At 61.5% G+C, this 16,155-nt stretch carries 16 protein-coding genes; 3 read left to right on the forward strand and 13 right to left on the reverse strand.

The features are described 5' to 3' along the window. Positions 1-36: 36 nt before the first annotated feature. From ybfE to LRL22_RS01035, 3 genes are read right to left on the reverse strand one after another with little or no spacing between them, the layout of a single operon-like run. Positions 37-333: a LexA regulated protein gene (gene ybfE, locus LRL22_RS01025; RefSeq protein ID WP_005334297.1), complete on the reverse strand. Its 297-nt coding sequence runs from the start codon at positions 331-333 to the stop codon at positions 37-39. Between the two features lie 20 nt (positions 334-353). After that, positions 354-575: a DUF2788 domain-containing protein gene (locus tag LRL22_RS01030; RefSeq protein ID WP_005334296.1), complete on the reverse strand. Its 222-nt coding sequence runs from the start codon at positions 573-575 to the stop codon at positions 354-356. 55 nt (positions 576-630) lie between these two features. Then, complete coding sequence (locus LRL22_RS01035; protein ID WP_270904499.1) at positions 631-1,413, reverse strand: alpha/beta fold hydrolase; 783 nt, start codon at positions 1,411-1,413, stop codon at positions 631-633. Positions 1,414-1,687: 274 nt separating this feature from the next. Here LRL22_RS01035 and seqA point away from each other — a divergent pair, with 274 nt between their 5' ends. Both seqA and pgm read left to right on the forward strand, forming a co-directional pair. Continuing rightward, complete coding sequence (seqA, locus tag LRL22_RS01040) at positions 1,688-2,197, forward strand: replication initiation negative regulator SeqA (protein ID WP_270904500.1); 510 nt, start codon at positions 1,688-1,690, stop codon at positions 2,195-2,197. A gap of 58 nt (positions 2,198-2,255) precedes the next feature. Further along, positions 2,256-3,905 carry a phosphoglucomutase (alpha-D-glucose-1,6-bisphosphate-dependent) gene (gene pgm, locus LRL22_RS01045; RefSeq protein ID WP_270904501.1) on the forward strand — a complete coding sequence of 550 codons (1,650 nt, stop codon included), beginning with the start codon at positions 2,256-2,258 and terminating at the stop codon, positions 3,903-3,905. Positions 3,906-3,994: 89 nt separating this feature from the next. On the opposite strand, the gene mltB is transcribed toward pgm, so the two are convergent. The 10 genes from mltB to LRL22_RS01095 all read right to left on the reverse strand — a co-directional run bounded on the left by mltB (position 3,995) and on the right by LRL22_RS01095 (position 13,842). Continuing rightward, a complete protein-coding gene (gene mltB, locus LRL22_RS01050; RefSeq protein ID WP_270904502.1) occupies positions 3,995-5,077 on the reverse strand; it encodes a lytic murein transglycosylase B in 1,083 nt (360 codons plus the stop codon). A 132-nt stretch (positions 5,078-5,209) separates the two neighbouring features. After that, positions 5,210-5,824, reverse strand: coding sequence for a CDP-alcohol phosphatidyltransferase family protein (locus LRL22_RS01055; RefSeq protein WP_259586522.1), 615 nt, complete (start codon positions 5,822-5,824; stop codon positions 5,210-5,212). A gap of 14 nt (positions 5,825-5,838) precedes the next feature. Next, positions 5,839-6,489, reverse strand: coding sequence for an ATP-binding cassette domain-containing protein (locus LRL22_RS01060; protein WP_270904503.1), 651 nt, complete (start codon positions 6,487-6,489; stop codon positions 5,839-5,841). 23 nt (positions 6,490-6,512) lie between these two features. Continuing rightward, on the reverse strand, positions 6,513-8,225 hold the full coding sequence (locus LRL22_RS01065) for an ABC transporter permease (RefSeq protein WP_425292784.1): 1,713 nt from the start codon (positions 8,223-8,225) through the stop codon (positions 6,513-6,515). After that, entirely contained in the window at positions 8,225-9,424 is a 1,200-nt protein-coding gene (locus tag LRL22_RS01070; RefSeq protein WP_270904505.1) for an ABC transporter substrate-binding protein, read from the reverse strand. Before LRL22_RS01070 ends, LRL22_RS01065 begins: the two co-directional genes overlap by 1 nt. Before the next feature lie 17 nt (positions 9,425-9,441). Then, on the reverse strand, positions 9,442-11,595 hold the full coding sequence (locus LRL22_RS01075; protein ID WP_270904506.1) for an FAD-dependent oxidoreductase: 2,154 nt from the start codon (positions 11,593-11,595) through the stop codon (positions 9,442-9,444). Next, entirely contained in the window at positions 11,595-12,176 is a 582-nt protein-coding gene (locus LRL22_RS01080) for a carboxymuconolactone decarboxylase family protein (protein WP_021231092.1), read from the reverse strand. The genes LRL22_RS01075 and LRL22_RS01080 overlap by 1 nt, the downstream gene beginning before the upstream one ends. 25 nt (positions 12,177-12,201) lie before the next feature. Continuing rightward, positions 12,202-12,876 (reverse strand): DUF1499 domain-containing protein, encoded by a 675-nt coding sequence (locus LRL22_RS01085; protein WP_270904507.1) that lies wholly within the window; start codon positions 12,874-12,876, stop codon positions 12,202-12,204. Between the two features lie 179 nt (positions 12,877-13,055). Then, the gene (locus LRL22_RS01090) at positions 13,056-13,334 is read right to left on the reverse strand and encodes a peptidylprolyl isomerase (protein WP_033136755.1); all 279 of its coding nucleotides are present in this window, start codon (positions 13,332-13,334) and stop codon (positions 13,056-13,058) included. 133 nt (positions 13,335-13,467) lie between these two features. Further along, a complete protein-coding gene (locus LRL22_RS01095) occupies positions 13,468-13,842 on the reverse strand; it encodes a hypothetical protein (protein ID WP_033136756.1) in 375 nt (124 codons plus the stop codon). A gap of 514 nt (positions 13,843-14,356) precedes the next feature. Here LRL22_RS01095 and tamA point away from each other — a divergent pair. Further along, positions 14,357-16,132 (forward strand): autotransporter assembly complex protein TamA, encoded by a 1,776-nt coding sequence (gene tamA / locus LRL22_RS01100; protein ID WP_005334265.1) that lies wholly within the window; start codon positions 14,357-14,359, stop codon positions 16,130-16,132. Positions 16,133-16,155 lie beyond the last annotated feature (23 nt).

A 16,155-nucleotide genomic window follows, 5' to 3' on the forward strand; every position in this document is an offset into this window, starting at 1 on the left:
GTTTAGTTACCCGTATTTGGTGTTAATGCTCAACGCTCAGACTGCAATGTCCACCGCAAAGGCGGACTCAATCTGTTGTTTCAGGATAGATTGGATCAGCTCGGCTCGGCTGATGTTCTGTTGTAACGCAAGTTGGTTCAGGCGCTCCAGCAACTCGGCCTCCACCTTTAACTCTACCCGCTTCAGCCCATTTTCCCGATCGCGCTTAAGCTGGTTACGCTTGTTGATCTTGAGCTGGGTCTCGCGGGGGAGTGGATTGGTCTTTGGCCTGCCGGGGCGCTTCTCATTTGCGAACAGATCCAGTGTTGTTCGATCAGTTTGCTGTTTGGCCATACATCACAGATGAAAATAAGTTAGCCGAGTCCTGAGCCTTCCCAGCCCAGTTCGATCAGCCCCTTGGCGACAAAACCCGCACAACCCAGAAACAGTACCAACCAGACGATAAAACGACCGAAACGGGGCACGTTGCCGCGCTTGAGCACGTCCTGAATGGCCAGGCCAATCAATATGAAAATGGCCACAAAGAATAACTTGAGGCCCAAACTTTCGATCAGGTCGATATGTTCACTTAGCATGGATTGCGCACACTCCTTATGACGGGCGCACTATATCACAAAGGATTTGAAACTGTTAACCGCCTGTCGACAGGAAATCCACAACCAATTTGTTGAACAGAGCCGGTTTTTCCGCATGCAACCAGTGGCCGGTACCCGTGATGACACGCACCTTTGCCGCCGGGAATTGGGCCAGTGCCGTCTCGCTGTATTGGGGCTGCATATAGTCAGAATCCCCCCCTTTGATAAAGAGCACTGGCCCCTCGAAGCGATGCTCATCCTCTGGCCAGCCCATGATGTTGGCGTAGTTTTGCTCAAGGGCGGGCACATTGAAGCGCCAACCCCAGCCATATTCACCTTTGGCGAAGGATTTGAGCAGGAACTGGCGTACCCCGGCGATCTCGATATGCTGCGCCAGCATGGCTTCCGCTTCACTGCGGCTTTGCGGCGGCGTGCGTAGTGTGGCGTTGAGTCCGGCAAAGACATTCTGGTGGCGGGAGTGGGGATAGGCGACCGGCGCCATGTCGGCCACCACCAGCTTGGTCACCCGCTCTGGCGCCAGCTTGGCGACCTGCATCGCCACCTTGCCCCCCATCGAGTGGCCAATCAGGGTCGCTTCGGCAATATTCAGCCGATCCATCAGGGTCAGGATATCGGCTGCCTGGGCCGGATAGCTCATCTCGCTGCTATGAAAGGAGGCACCGTGGTTGCGCAGATCGACGCTGATGACCCGATAGTGCTCGACGAGGGCGCGGGCCAGCAGGCCCAGGTTATCGAGGCTGCCGAACAGCCCGTGGATCAGAATGATGGCCGGGCCCTGACCCTGCTCCTTGAAGTTCAATATGCTGTTTTGTTGCAAAATGACACCTTGTCGGTCGTGGGGGCGTATCGCTGTTTTATTTAACGCACTGGAAAGAAAAGGATTTCGTCCAATGGATTGGGATTTTATGTGGTTTTTTTTCTAAAAAATCCCGTCCGGATTGGCTATCAGTGCGGCTGATCACACACTTGGCCCGCTATTATGCCGTATTCTCGATGAGATTCATGTACATCTGCCAGCCCCTTGCTTGGGCTGTCGGGTTTGCCTATGTATAATCGCCGCATCCGAATTTCGACGAGTCCAGCGCATCCCTATGAAAACCATCGAGCTTGATGACGATCTCTACTTCTATATCGCCAGCCAGACCCGGCACATCGGTGAGAGTGCCTCCGATATCCTGCGCCGTCTGCTGGAACAGCCTGCTCACCAACGTGTGCCGGTTGCCGAGCCCGTTACCGTCGCGCAGCCCAGTGCGGTAGCCACCCAACAAGGGCTGCAAGCCCTGCTCGATTCCGGTGAGCTGCAAAGGGAAGAGAAGTCCATCAACCGCTTCATGCAGGTGCTCAGTACCCTCTACCGGGACGATCCGGTCGGGTTTACCCAAGCCACCGAAATCAAGGGGCGCAAGCGCGTCTATTTCTCGCAGGATCCCGAGGCTCTGCGTGCCAGTGGCAGCACCACCAAGCCCAAGCCGGTACCGAAGACCCCGTTCTGGGTGATCACCAACACCAACACCAGCCGCAAGCAGAATATGGTGGCCCAGCTGATGGTCAGCATGGGCTATGGCGAAGAGGTGATCGCACAGGTGTGTGGCGCCATTTAACGATTCTTCAAGACTCAGGCCTTGCCCGGCAAGGCCGCCATTACGCAAGGAAAACGCCATGGCTCAGCATTCCCACGCCGGTCAACCGGCCCGTTTAAGCGACCTGACCAACATCCCCCGTCTGGTCAGCGCCTACTACCTCAACAAGCCGGACATGAGCCGCCCCGAGCAGCGAGTTGCCTTCGGTACCTCCGGCCACCGCGGCAGCGCCCTGCACAGTGCCTTTACCGAATCCCATATTCTGGCGGTGACTCAGGCCTTGGTGGAGTATCGCCAGCAGGCCGGTATCACTGGCCCGCTGTTTGTCGGCATGGATACTCACGCCCTGTCCGAATCCGCCTTTGCCAGCGCCGTCGAAGTGCTGGCCGCCAACGGCGTTGAAACCCGCATTCAGGCTGGCCTCGGCTTTACCCCGACCCCGGTCATCTCTCACGCCATCCTGCGCCACAATGCTGGCAATCCTGCTGCTCGTGCTGACGGCGTGGTGATCACCCCGTCCCACAACCCGCCGGAGGATGGTGGCTTCAAGTACAACCCGCCCCACGGTGGCCCTGCCGAAGGGGAGATCACCAAGTGGGTGGAGGACCGCGCCAACGCCATTCTGGAAGCGGGTCTGGCCGGCGTGAAACGGATGCCGTTCGCCGAGGCGCTCAAGAGCCCGTTCGTGGCCCTGCACGACTATGTCACCCCCTATGTGGATGATCTGAAGAACGTGCTGGATATGGATGCCATCAAGAACGCGGGCATCAAGATCGGTGTCGATCCGCTGGGTGGCTCCGGCGTTGCCTACTGGGACGTCATCGCCAAGACCTATGGCCTGAATATCGAGGTGGTGAACTACAAGGTCGACCCGACCTTCTCCTTCATGACCCTAGATAAAGATGGCAAGATCCGGATGGACTGCTCCAGCCCGTTCGCCATGGCCAGCCTGATCGCTCTCAAGGACAAGTTCGACATCGCCCTTGGCAACGACCCTGACTACGACCGTCACGGCATCGTTACCAAGTCCGGCCTGATGAACCCGAACCACTATCTGGCGGTGGCAATCCAGTATCTGTTTACCCATCGCACCGGCTGGTCTGCCGATGCAGCCGTCGGCAAGACGCTGGTCTCTTCCTCCATGATCGACCGGGTGGCCGGCGAGATTGGCCGTACCCTGAAAGAGGTGCCGGTCGGCTTCAAGTGGTTCGTGGATGGCCTCTACAGCGGGGAGTTCGGCTTTGGTGGCGAGGAGAGCGCGGGCGCCTCCTTCCTGCGCAAAGATGGCACCGTCTGGACCACCGATAAGGATGGCTTCATTCTGGCGCTGCTGGCGGCGGAAATTCTGGCGGTCACCGGCAAGGATCCGCAAGCCCACTACGATGCACTGGAAACCAAGTTCGGCCGCTCCAGCTATCGCCGTATTGACGCCCCGGCCAACAGCGCCCAGAAAGCGGTGCTCTCCAAGCTGGATCCTGCTCTGGTAGAAGCCTCCACCCTGGCCGGTGAGCCCATCATCGCCAAGCTGACCAAGGCGCCGGGCAACGATGCTGCCATCGGCGGTCTCAAGGTGGTGACCGAGAACGGCTGGTTCGCGGCGCGCCCCTCCGGCACCGAGTCCATCTACAAGATCTATATGGAGAGCTTCAAGGGCGACGCGCACCTCGACCTCATCCAGCAAGAGGCCCAGCAGATCGTCTCCGCGGCACTGGCCAAGGCCGGGGTCTGATTTCGGGTCAATCTACCGTGAATAAATAAAGTAATTGGTATAAAAAGGAGCCGTTAAGGCTCCTTTTTTTATCTGCTGCTCGCGGTCTGTCAGCGCGCTGCCTTCACCGCCAGCCCCAGCTGCCACACCGCCATGGCGTAGTGGGTGCTGTGGTTGTAACGGGTGATTGTGTAGAAGTTGGGCAGGCCGTACCAGTATTGGTAGCCGGTGCCGACATCGAGGCGTAGCAGGCTCGCTTCGCTGTGGTTGCCCAGGCTGCTGGTTGGCGTCAGCCCTGCGCGGCGCAGGGTGGCGATGGGGTAGCGGGTCTGGAAGCCATGCTCATAGCCGGGCAGTTGGCCCTGACCGCGCACCGCGACCGGTTGACCTTTCTCCCAGCCGTGGGCCTTGAAGTAGTTGGCGACGCTGCCGATAGCATCCACCGGATCCCACAGGTTGGTGTGGCCGTTGCCGTCAAAGTCCACCGCATAGCGCTGGAAGCTGGAGGGCATAAACTGGCCGTAGCCCATGGCGCCCGCATAGGAGCCCTTGGGTTCGGTGGGATCCATCCCCTCGTCGCGGGTCATCACCAGGAAGGCTTCCAATTCGCTCGTGAAGAACTCGGCACGGCGCGGGTAATCAAACGCCAGCGTGGCCAGTGCATCCAGAATGCGGGTCTTGCCCATCACCCGGCCCCAGCGGGTCTCGACCCCGATAATGCCGACGATGATCTCCGGCGGCACCCCGTAGATCTGCTCCGCCCGGTTCAGCTCGCTTGCGTATTCACGCCAGAAGTTGACGCCGTTCTGTACGTTGTCGGGGGTGATGAACTTGGCGCGATAGCGGTTCCAGGCACCGGTCGGGCCGGTGGGCTTGGCGGTGGTCGGCGCCTGGGCATCCATCAGGCGGATGATCCAGTCGTAACGCTCTGCCTGTGCCAGCACCTGATGCAGCTGGGCGTTGTCAAAACCGTGCTTCTCGACCATTTTCTGGACGAACCTGTCCACGTTGGGGCGATTGGCGAAGTCCCCCTTGCTAACCCCTTGTGTATAAACGGGTTTGCTCGATGGCGCCTGATTGATAAAGGCGCTCTTGGGTTGGGGGACGACCACGGGTTTTGACGCGGGGGCGCTGCTGCAGCCACCGAGCAGGGGGAATAATGACAGAGTGAGAAGAGAGGCAAGGCGACGCATAGGGTTCTCAAAGAGACTGATAAAAGTGTCGCAATGGTAAAACATTGTCATCCCCGTGCAAGTGTTCCGTGCGCCTTGTTTGCCGCCAATTCATCGTGCGATGGATTAGCCCTCCGGTGAGGGCTGTGCTGTTTAGGGCTGGGGGGGACGCAGGGTGTGGTAGCCGCTCCAGAGTCGGGTCAGGGTGGTGATGGCGCAGAGCAGGGCAAAGCCGTAGGCGAGCGGGGCGAAGGCGGCGGGCCACAAGCACATCAGCACAAAGAGGGCGATGGTCTCGCTCCCCTCGGTGAGGCCGCCCAGATAGTAGAGGGATTTGTGGTGGTAGACCGGATTGTCGATCCCCCGCTTGCCCGCCATGATGGCAAATGCCAGAAAGCTCGAGCCGGTGCCCATAAAGGCAAACAGCAGGGTGGCGGCGGGCAGCGCATTGGCAGGGGCGGCGAGGGCAAAGCCCAGCACCACGGCGGCGTAGAAGATAAAATCCAGCGTGATGTCGAGAAAGCCGCCGCAGTCGGTGATGCCGGTTTCCCGCGCCACAGCGCCATCAAGCCCGTCCAGCAGCCGGTTGAGCAGGATGGCCGCGAGCGCCCACGGATAGCAGCCAAAGGCCAGCAGCGGCAGCGCCAGCATGCCGATGGCAAAGCCGGTGAGGCTTATCTGGTTGGCACTGATCCCGGCACGGCAGAGCGGCTTGGCGAGCTGTGTGAGGGGGCTGCGGATCACGGGGATCAGATGGCGATCAAACAAGGTGAACTCCTCGGTCAAAAACAGGATTCGGTGAGGTGGAGTATGGTGCCCGGCGCGTCTTCCGCATCGTGGGTCACCAGGATGGCGGGGATGGTCAGCGCCTTGATCTGCGCGAATACCAGCTCGCGAAAGGCGGCCCGCAGTGGCTTGTCGAGGCGGGAGAAGGGCTCGTCCAGCAGCAGGGCGTCGGGTTCGGCCAACAGTGCCCGCAGCAGGCTGACCCGCGCCCGCTGACCCCCCGATAGCAGTTGCGGCAGCTTGTCAGCCTGATCCGCCAGCGCGACCTGCGCCAATGCGGCCAACGCCTTTTCCCGCCGCGCACGTTTTCCCTTGATGATCGCAGGCATGCCGAACATCAGGTTCTCCGCCACCGTCAGATGGTCGAACAGCAGGTCATCCTGAAACAGCATGCCGATGCGCCGTGCTTGCGCAGGCAAGGTGTTGAGTGGCCGCTCGCCGAGCCTTACCTCCCCCTCCAGCCGGATCGGGCCGCTCCCCGTCAGTGCGCCCGGTAGTACCCCGGCCAGCCCTGCCAGCAGGGAGCTTTTACCGCAGCCGCTTGGTCCCATCAGGGTCAGCACCTCGCCGGGGGCCACTTGCAGGGCAGGGAGTGAAAGCAGCGGATTTTCATCAAGGTAAAGTCGAAGAGGCGTGGTGCTCAGCATATGGCTGTTTCCATCATCAGAGTTCATCGTGAGCCGCCCCCCTTGAGCGCCGGATTGAGCCGCGCCGGCAGCCAGAGTGCCAGCAGATAGATAACGAGTGGCAACAGCAGTTGCAGCAAGCCGTAGAGCCCCGCCAGCCGCCGGTTGAGGCCGCTGCCGATGGCCACCGCTTCGGTGGTGATGGTGACCACTCTGCCAGCGCCAAACAGCAGGGTCGGCAGATATTGGGCCAAACTCACCGCCGCCCCGACGCTGAAGGCAAACAGCAGCGGGCGCGCCAGTAGCGGCGCTTTGATCTGCCACCAGGCTCGCCATAGCGTAGCCCCCAGCAGCAGGGCGCTCTGGGTGATCCGCGGATCGAACTGGCGATAGGGGCCGTGCAGGCAGAGGTAGACATATGGAAAGACAAACAACAGCTGGCTCCAGAGCACCCAGCCCCAGCCAATGCCGCTGCTTATCGAGTCATGAGCAAGCCAGTCCAGCCCGAGCCGGATGCCAAACAGCAGGCTTGCCTGCGGCAGCAACAGCGGCAGGCAGATAAGCCAGAGTGGCCAGGGGCGGCGGCCGGCTTGTGCCTCCAGACTGCACACCGCCATCATCAGTGCCAACAAGCCGCTCACCAGTGCCAGCAGTGCGCTGGTTACCAGCAGTGGCAGCAGGGTTGGCAGCAGATCCAGCCAGTAGTGACTGCTCCACTGGCTGGGCCAGAGGGCGGGAAAGGGCCAACGGCGCGCCAGTGACCAGAGCAGCAGGGCCGCCAGCACCGCCAGATTAAGGGTGATCAGAGTGAGTGCAGAGCCTGCTGCGAGCCGGTTGGCAAAGGAGTGGGGCGCCGCCCGTTTGCCATCGAGCCAGCAGCCTTTGCCCACCTCTTGATGAAGCCACTCCAGTAATCTGAGCATGGCGATCAGCAGCGCCGTGATGGCGAGCAGCAGCAGGGCGCCGCTGGCGGTGGCGCCGCGCCAGAGCAGATCCGGATCCTGATACCAGAGCCACAACCGCACCGCCAGCGGAGCGGGGGCATCGGGCCCGAGCAGCTGGGCGAGATCCACCACCGCCACCCCATAGGCCGCCACCGCATAGATGGGCAGGCGCAGGGCAGGCCAGAGCGCTGGCAGCAGCAGGCGCCACCAGATCTGGGGCGCGCTGAAACCGAGGCTCGCCCCCAGCCACTGCTGGCGTGCCAGCAGGATGGGTTGCTGCGCGGCCATCGCCATCAGCAGCAAAAAGGGGGTCTCCTTGAAAACGAGCAGTGCAATCAGCCCAAGCCCTAGAGGGTCGCGAATGGTTTGCCAGTCGGGAGGCAGTTCAAACCCGGTCAGAGCTGGCGAGACGAGCCGTAGCAGCCAGCCGGAGGGGGCGAGCAAAAAAGCAAAACCGATGGCAAAGGCGACGTGGGGCATTGCCAGCATGGGCGAGAGCAGGCGGCGGAGCAGACCGAAAGCCCGGCTGTCGCTGTGGGCCAGCAGCAGGGCGGTCATCAGCAGGCTGCCAAGGGTCGAGGCGGCGCCAATCCACAGACTCAGCGCTGCTGAGTGCCACAGGCCAGGCTGGGCCAGCAGCAAGGCGAGATGAGAGGCGGCCATCCCTTCCGCCAGCAGTTGCCACAGCCCCGCCAGCAATGGGATGACGAAGAGCACCAGATAAATGACCGCCATCCCCATACTCATACTGGGGGGGCGTGTCAACCGGCGCCACGGTCGGGAGCGGGAAAGCGGGTGACCAGCGGCACTCATCAGTGACCGTAACGCTCGGCCCAGGCCGCTTCCAGTTTGAGCTGCCAGCTGGGGTGAGGCTCGGCTACCGCTTTGAAGCGCAGTGTCGGTTGCCCTTTGGCGGAGTCAGGCAGGGCATCGGCCCGCAGCACGCTGGGATCACCCCAGAATGCCGGATTGGCCTTGCGCGCCTGCGCCGCCGGACTTAACAGAAAGTTGGCCACCACTTTAGCTCCCGCACGGGCACTGGCGTTGAAGGGGATGGCGAGAAAATGGCTGTTGGTGAGCGCCCCTTTCTCCATGGCAATCGCCTCCACACTGGGGGGCAGGGCGCCAATCTGGGCGGCGCTTTGCGCCTCCTTTGGATTGAAGCTGATAGCCATGGCCAGTTCGCCATCATCGAGCAGCTGGCGGGTCTCAGCGGCGCTGGTGGGGAACAGTTTGCCCTTGCGCCAGAGCGCCGGATGCAGCTCATCGAGCCAGGCCCAGAGCGGGGCGGTGAGCTTGGCAAAGTTGCTCTCAGTCGCCTCCCGATAGAGGGGGGCGGGGTCTGGCGTCAATTCCAGCAGGATCTGCTTGAGAAAACTGGAGCCATGGAACTGGGGCGGCTTGGGATAGGTGAAGCGGCCGGGATGAGCCTTGGCCCACGCCAGCAGGGCTGATGCCGAGGTGGGCTGGCTGGCGACCTCTTCGGTGTCGACCATCAGATTGAGCTGGCCGATGCCCCAGGGGGCTTCCAGCCCTTCCACCGGCAGGGTGAAGTCCTCACTCACCGGCAGGGTGCTGTCTACCAGCGCCATGTTGGGCAGCTCGGAGGTAAAGGGAGCGCCGAGCAGCCCCTGCTCCTTGAGCACCTTGAAGTTCTCGCCGTTGACCCAGAGCAGATCGATGGGCCCGCCAGCTTGCTTGCCTGCCAGCTTGTTGGCCAGCAGTTGACTGACGCTCTGGGCGATATCATCCACCTTCACCTGCACCAGCTTGACCTGATAGTCGCGCGCCAGCTCCTGCCCGGCCCACACCAGATAGGCGTTGATCTCCGGGCTGCCGCCCCAGGCGTTGAAGTAGACGGTCTGTCCCTTCGCCTCCTCAAGGGTCTGTTGCCAGTTGCCGTCTGGATTGGCCGCCAACAGCGAGCCGCTGGCCAGCAGTGGCAGGGCGCACAGCAGGACATTTAGCCGCTGTTTGAGCTGTGAGTTGAGTTGTGAGAATGGCTTGAGCATAAACGTTTCTCTGGTTGTCAGGCGCCACGGCGCCAGCGGTGATAACGGGCCAGCAACGCCAGTACCCGGGTGGGCTGGTGGGCCCTTTTCCATTCACCCGCCACATATTTGTTCCCCTCCATCAGGGTGGGATAGGCGTGAATGGTGCCGAGGATCTTGCCAAGGCCGAGGCGGTGACGCATGGCGAGCACGAACTCGGCGATCCGCTCACCGGCGTGAGTGCCCACTATGGTGGCGCCAAGGATAGTATCCTTGCCCGGCACGGTCAGCACCTCGACAAAACCGTGGCGCTCCCCATCGGCGATGGCTCTGTCCAGCTCGGCCAGCTCGAAGCGGGTCGCCTCGAAGGGGATCCTCTGCGCTTCGGCCTCCTTGCGATTGAGGCCGACCCGGGCAATCTCCGGCGTGGTGTAGGTGGCCGCCGGAATGACCCGATAGTCGGCCCGAAAGCGCTTGAACTGGCCAAACAGGGCATTGACCGCCGCATACCAGGCCTGATGGGCGGCGAAGTGGGTGAACTGGTAAGGGCCCGCTACGTCTCCCACTGCCAGTATGCTGGGGAAGTTGGTGGCAAGGAAGCCATCGACCGCTAGGGTGCCGCGGGGGGCCAGCTCGACCCCCAACGCTTCGAGCCCGAAGCCGCTGACGTTGGCGACCCGACCCAGTGCCAGCAGCAGTTGATCCCCTTCCACCACTTGTGTCTCATCGCCCCGGCGCAGTTGCAGCCGGATGGGGAGATCCCCCTTGGCTGCGGGCAGATAGTCGGCTCGTTCGGCGCGCCAGCCGGTGAGTAGCTGCACACCATCTCGGCTCATTTGCCCGGCAAGGGCGTCGGCTACCTCTCTCTCTTCGCGGGGCAGCAGTTGCTCCGAGAGTTCCACCAAGGTCACGGGAATGCCGAGCAGGGCGAAGCTCTGGGCCAGCTCGCAGCCGATGGGGCCGCCGCCCAGCACCAGCAGGCGGCGCGGCGGGGTGCGCAGCTGCCAGAGGCTATCCGAGGTGAGGTAAGGCACCTGATCCAGCCCCGGCAGCTTGGGCACCAGCGGCCGAGCGCCAGTGGCGATAACGATATGGCGGCTGGCAAGGCGCTGGCCGTTCACCTCCACCTCCCAGGGAGAGACCAGCCGCGCCTCCCCTTCGATGCATTCCACTCCAAGCCCCTGATAGCGTTCGATGGAGTCGTGTGGCTCGACCTCCTTGATAACTTCAGCCACCCGCTCCATCACGGCGGCAAAATCGGCGCGGGAGTGGCTTGGGCTAAAGCCCAGCTCGTCGGCTTTACGCTGCTCTGCGGCAAAGCGGGCGCTTCGGATCAATGCCTTGGAGGGGACGCAGCCGCTGTTGAGGCAATCGCCCCCCATCTTGTGCTTCTCGATGAGCGCCACCTTGGCCTTCACTGCTGCCGCGATATAGCTGGTGACCAACCCACCTGCACCGGCACCGATCACCAGCAGGTTGTAGTCATAGCGAGCGGGTTTACGGTAAGGGGCGAGCAGGCGCCGTTGGGCGAGGTGTGCGGTCAATTTCTTGACCAGCCAGGGCATCAGCCCCAGCAGGGTCAACGCGACCATCAGGCCGGGGGAGAGGATATTGCCGGTGCTGGTTAACTGGCCAAGCTCGCTGCCCGCCAGTACATAGACGAAGGTGCCGGGCAGCATGCCAAGCTGGCTGACCCAGTAGTAGGTGCTGACTCTGATGGGGGTGAGCCCCATCAGCAGATTGACCAGAAAGAAGGGGAAGATGGGGATGAGGCGCAGGCTCAGCAGATAGAAGGCCCCCTCCTTCGCCATGCCGGACTGAAAGGTGGCCAGCTTGTCGCCAAAGCGGGCGGTGACCCAGTCGCGCAGCAGAAAACGGGCGCTGAGAAAGGCCAGGGTTGCGCCTATGGTGCTGGCAAAGGAGACCAGCAGCAGCCCCCAGGCGACGCCGAACACAGCGCTGCCACCCAGGGTGAGCAGGCTGGCACCGGGCAGGGAGAGAGCGGTGCTCAGCACATAGATAAGCACGAACAGCAGGCTGGCCGAGACAAAGTGGCTGTCGACCCATTGCGCCACTGCCGCCTGCTGGGCCTGCAAGGCGTCCAGAGTGAGGTAACGACCGAGATCGAGGGCAAAAAAGGTGCCGATAAGGCTCCCCATCACCAGTGCAAGCAGCAGGCGGGTCCGGTTCATCAGGCGTCCTTGCTGTCTGGCTGTGCGGGGCGTTCCGGCTGCACCGGCAGCTGACAGAAGCCCTGCGGCGCGATATCGAGGGCGGCGTTGAACTTGGCTGACATGTTCTGGAAGGCGATAAGGCCGGTCAGTTCCACCATGGCGTCGTCATCGAACCAGGGTTTGAGGCGGGCCGCCTGCTCATCGCTGACTCCATCGAGGCCAGTCATCGCTTCGGTGTAGTCGAGCACCGCTTTTTCCCGCTCGTCAAACAAGGGGCTTTCGCGCCAGTTGGCCAGCGCCTCCACCTTCTCGCTGGAGCCGGCTCTCTTTACCAGGGTCATGGCGTTGATGTCGACGCAAAAACGACACCAGTTGAGCTGGGAGACCCGCACCGTCACCAGCGAGCGCAGCACGGGGTCGATGGGGGAGCGCTTGCGGTTGATGACGCCGTAGAGGGTGGCGACGGCGGCAAAGAGACGCGGCGAGCGGCCCCAGCATTTGCCCGGAATAAGCACCTGACCATAGTTGCGCTTTTGCAGCCAGAAAAAGGGGCGGATAAACCAGGCATATTCCCGGTCGGGTTTGACCTCAACGCGCATCAGTTACCTTCTTGTTGTTTCACTCTTACGGTTTCAAATTAGGTTTGTAGGCTTGGCCCAACCGCTCGTTCAGGCGGGTCAGGAAATCCTCGATCCGCTCCCGGTTGGTGCCCAGATCGCTTTGTCCCTGACGGGAGGCTGATCGCATATCGATGCGAGTCTCTTTGGGGCCGGCAAAGACCCGCAGCGCCACATCATCCTGAAAGCCGAACCAGCCGGTGGTAACCACCGCATCCAGACCGTCGGGGCTGGGTCGTACCTGCCAGCCCAGCTCCTGCATCAGTTCGTTGGCTTCAATCACCACTTCGGCAGGAGAGGCCCTGGTAAAGAGAGGACCGGGTTTTGCCTCAACTGCTTTCAGCGGTGCGCTTTTTATTGGCAGACCCTGCGCCGTTCTGAGCTCTGCCGCCCAGCGCAGTTGGGGGGGATTGTAGGGATCTGTGCTCACATCGTTGATCAGCGGCATGCGCAGCGCCTGTGCCACAAAGGTCAGCGGTAGCAGCAGTGGCAAGGCGCCAAGGCCGCTGGCATAGCGGTTGCGGCTCCACGGCAGGCGTACCAGCAAGATCAGGGAGACAAGGGCTCCGATGAGACAGATCGCAAAACCGATCCACCAGGGCCAGAGATGAAGGCGGCTGCCGAGGGCGCCAGCGAGCGGGAGTAACCAGGCCAGCAGGGGCCACAAGCAAGAGCGGGGCATAGCACGGGATCCATCGTCGAATGTGGACAATGCCGAGAAGGATAAACTTAATTGCCTGATAACGTTAGTAAATTGATGAGAGTTTGGCGTGGTTTTGGTCAGTTTTGCGAGGGGAATGCAGAGGGAGGTGAAGCCCGCCTGACGGGAGCTTCACCGAGAAAATGGTCAGTTGAGGTGACTTAGTTGCGATAGAGCACTTTGATCAGATGGAAGCCGAACTTGGTGCGCACCGGCCCCAGCACCTTGAGCAGTTCGCCCTTGAAGACGGCATCGTCAAAGGGCTTGACCATATCCCCTTTATTGAACTCCCCCAGATCGCCGCTGCGTTTTGAGGAGGCGCAGGTGGAGAAGCGCTTGGCCATCTGGCCGAAGTCGGCTCCCTTCTCGATCTTCTCCTTGATCTCCAGACACTGTTTTTCGGTCTTGACCAGAATGTGCTGGGCACAGGCTTTTTTCATCGGGGCGCTCCTGGGAGTGATGGCGAAGGTTGTTAACGCCAAGGGTGGTAGCAAATCGGGGCGCAAGAGTACCCCAATTTGCCACCGGCGTCAGCCATCACAGCCCTCCATTTACCGGCGATCGTCAGCCCTGTTATTGGCGAGCGCGGGTGGCCAGCACGGCGCGGGGGCGCGCTTGCCAGATGATCTCCAGCCCGAGCAGGGCGTAGAGGCTCCAGATGGCCAGCGGATTGAGCCACTCCCCCCCCAGTTGCAGGGTCATCAGAGCGCAACCTGCCAGCAGCAAGGTGATCCCCGGCAGCCGCCAGTGGGCGGGCAGGGGGGCCAGCATCGCCATCGCCAGCAAAATGCCGAGGCCAAACGGCAGGTTCAGGGCGGTAAAGGCCAGTGCCTGTTGGCCACTCATGCCGGTCAGCAGGGCCAGCAGGGCACTGCAACAGGCGAGAAAGGTGATGAACTCGAGACGATCGGCAATATAGTCAGCCATCTGTTCGCTACGTGCATGCATGATGTGTCTCCTTCAGTTGATGGTTCAAGTGTGAGGGAGGGGCGCTTGCAAAGGCAGCGGGATAATTCGATTGCGCTGAACGAGCAATTCTTAATCACCCGCTACGGTGGGCTTTAGGGTGTGCCGGGCCTGTTAAACGGTGAGGGTGGGGCGATGCCGACAAACTCTGTCGTGGTGGGTTTCTGGTGGTAAAGAGAGGAGGAGAGGTGACAAATGGTGCCTGATGGTGGGGTGAGCCTTGTTCAGGGCAGGTCAATTCGCTTCCATCGGGAAAGCGGGCGGCGTCATCGTCACCAAAATGTGTGATTTGTGGTCAACCTCTTAAAAGATATGGCGAATTTGCCAATGGCACCGCGCTGTCGCTGGCCGATGCCTATGTTAGGATAAGGTTCGCCATTTTTCTGGCGCGCATTATCGTGTCACGGCCATGCACTGCATGGCGTGCTGCGCCGCATTCGGGGTTGGCCCGAAAGGGCGCTGGTTTCCTTCACCACAGATTCAGGAATATTGACCTTTGACAGGATGCATTTCATCCCTGCTGGCAGGGCGTTCACTGTCCGGCCCTGCGTTTCGCCGCGGCCTGCGGGTACTGGGGGTGGGCCTGTTGCTGTCGCTGCTGGCTTCGCCCGCGTTTGCCGCCAAGCTCACCTATCAGGTCAAGGGGTTGAAAGGGGAGAACAAGGATAACGTTGAAGCCTACCTCAATGCCCTGCCAGTCTATCAGGAGCGGCAATACCGCCCGGCCCGCGCAAAAATTACCGAGAGCGTGCAAAAGGCGCTGCAGGTTTATGGCTACTACCAGCCGAAAATCACCCTGAGCCGCGACAAGAAGACTCCGTCCAAAGTGGTGATTGAGGTGGACAAGGGGGAGCCGGTCATCGTCTCCCGCCTCGATATTCTGCTGGAGGGGGATGCGGGCAGCGACGAGCTCTACAGCGCCCTGCTGGACAAGTTGCCCCTCAAAGAGGGGGAGCCACTCAACCACGCCAAATATGAATCCATCAAGGCGGATCTGGGCAGCCTCGGGCTGGCCCGCGGTTACTTTGATGCCAAGCTGAGCAAGAGTCAGGTCAAGGTGTTCCCGGACAAGGGGACGGCAGAGATCTTTATTCTGTTCGAATCGGGCCATCGCTACCGTTTTGGCGAGATCCGCTACGACGCGACACCCGAGGCGCTTCACCTTATTCGCCCGCTTATCAACATCAAGAGCGGTGACCCCTATCTCGCCATCCGGCTGGCCGAAATGTCGCAGGATGTCTCCTCCACCAAGCTGTTCCGTCAGGTCGATATCAAGCCGGTATTGAGCGAGGCGAGCAACTATCGGGTTCCCATCGCGGTGACGCTGGATAACCGGGTCGATCACGAAATCGAGACCGGTATCGGTTACGCCACCGACGTGGGGCCGCGGATGAGTGCCACCTGGGAGAAGCCCTGGGTCAACCGCTACGGCCACCGTCTGTTTGCCACCGCCAAGGTGTCGGCGCCGGAGGCCGAGCTCAGCTTCGACTACCAGATCCCGGTGGGTAACCCGCTGCGGGACTACTACTCCATCCAGACCGGCTACCAGTACAAGGATAACAACGATACCCGCTCCGATCTCACTACCATCGGTGTGCACCGCTGGACGCGGCGGCCGGAGAGCTGGGATCGGGACGTCTTTATCCGGCTGGAGAACGAGATCTATACCCAGGGCGCCGACGAGGGGAACAGCTTGCTGCTGATCCCCGGGGTCTCCTGGTCCCGACTGCGGGTGCGCGGCACTCTGGTGCCCGATTGGGGGGATCGCCAGCAGCTGACGCTGGAGTTCTCCGATCCCAGATGGGGTTCCGACATCAGCTTTATGCGGGTGTGGGGGCGCAGCAAGTGGCTGCGAACCCTCGGCGATAACCACAGATTCCTGATGCGGGCCGAGCAGGGGGCCATCATAGGTGACAGCTTCTCGCTGGTGCCGCCTTCCTTGCGCTTCTTTACCGGTGGCGATCAGACGGTGCGCGGCTTTGGTTACGAGAGCATCTCCCCCACCGGGCCGGATGGCAAACTGACCGGTGGCCGCTACACCAGCGTGGCCAGTCTGGAATACAACTATCGCTTCAGCGAGAAGTGGCTGGGGGCCATGTTTGTGGATGGCGGCACCTCCACCACCGATTACAGCGAGCCCTGGAAGATTGGTACCGGCGTCGGTGTGCGCTGGGTCACCCCCATCGGTCAGGTCAGACTGGATCTGGCGGTCGGGGTATCGGAGGAGGACAAGCCCTTGCGGCTGCATTTCGCATTGGGGCCTGAATTATGATGTTGTCTAAACGCTTTTTTCTT

Source organism: Aeromonas sp. PI_26, assembly GCF_027854445.1.
GTDB classification, from domain to species: domain Bacteria; phylum Pseudomonadota; class Gammaproteobacteria; order Enterobacterales; family Aeromonadaceae; genus Aeromonas; species Aeromonas veronii.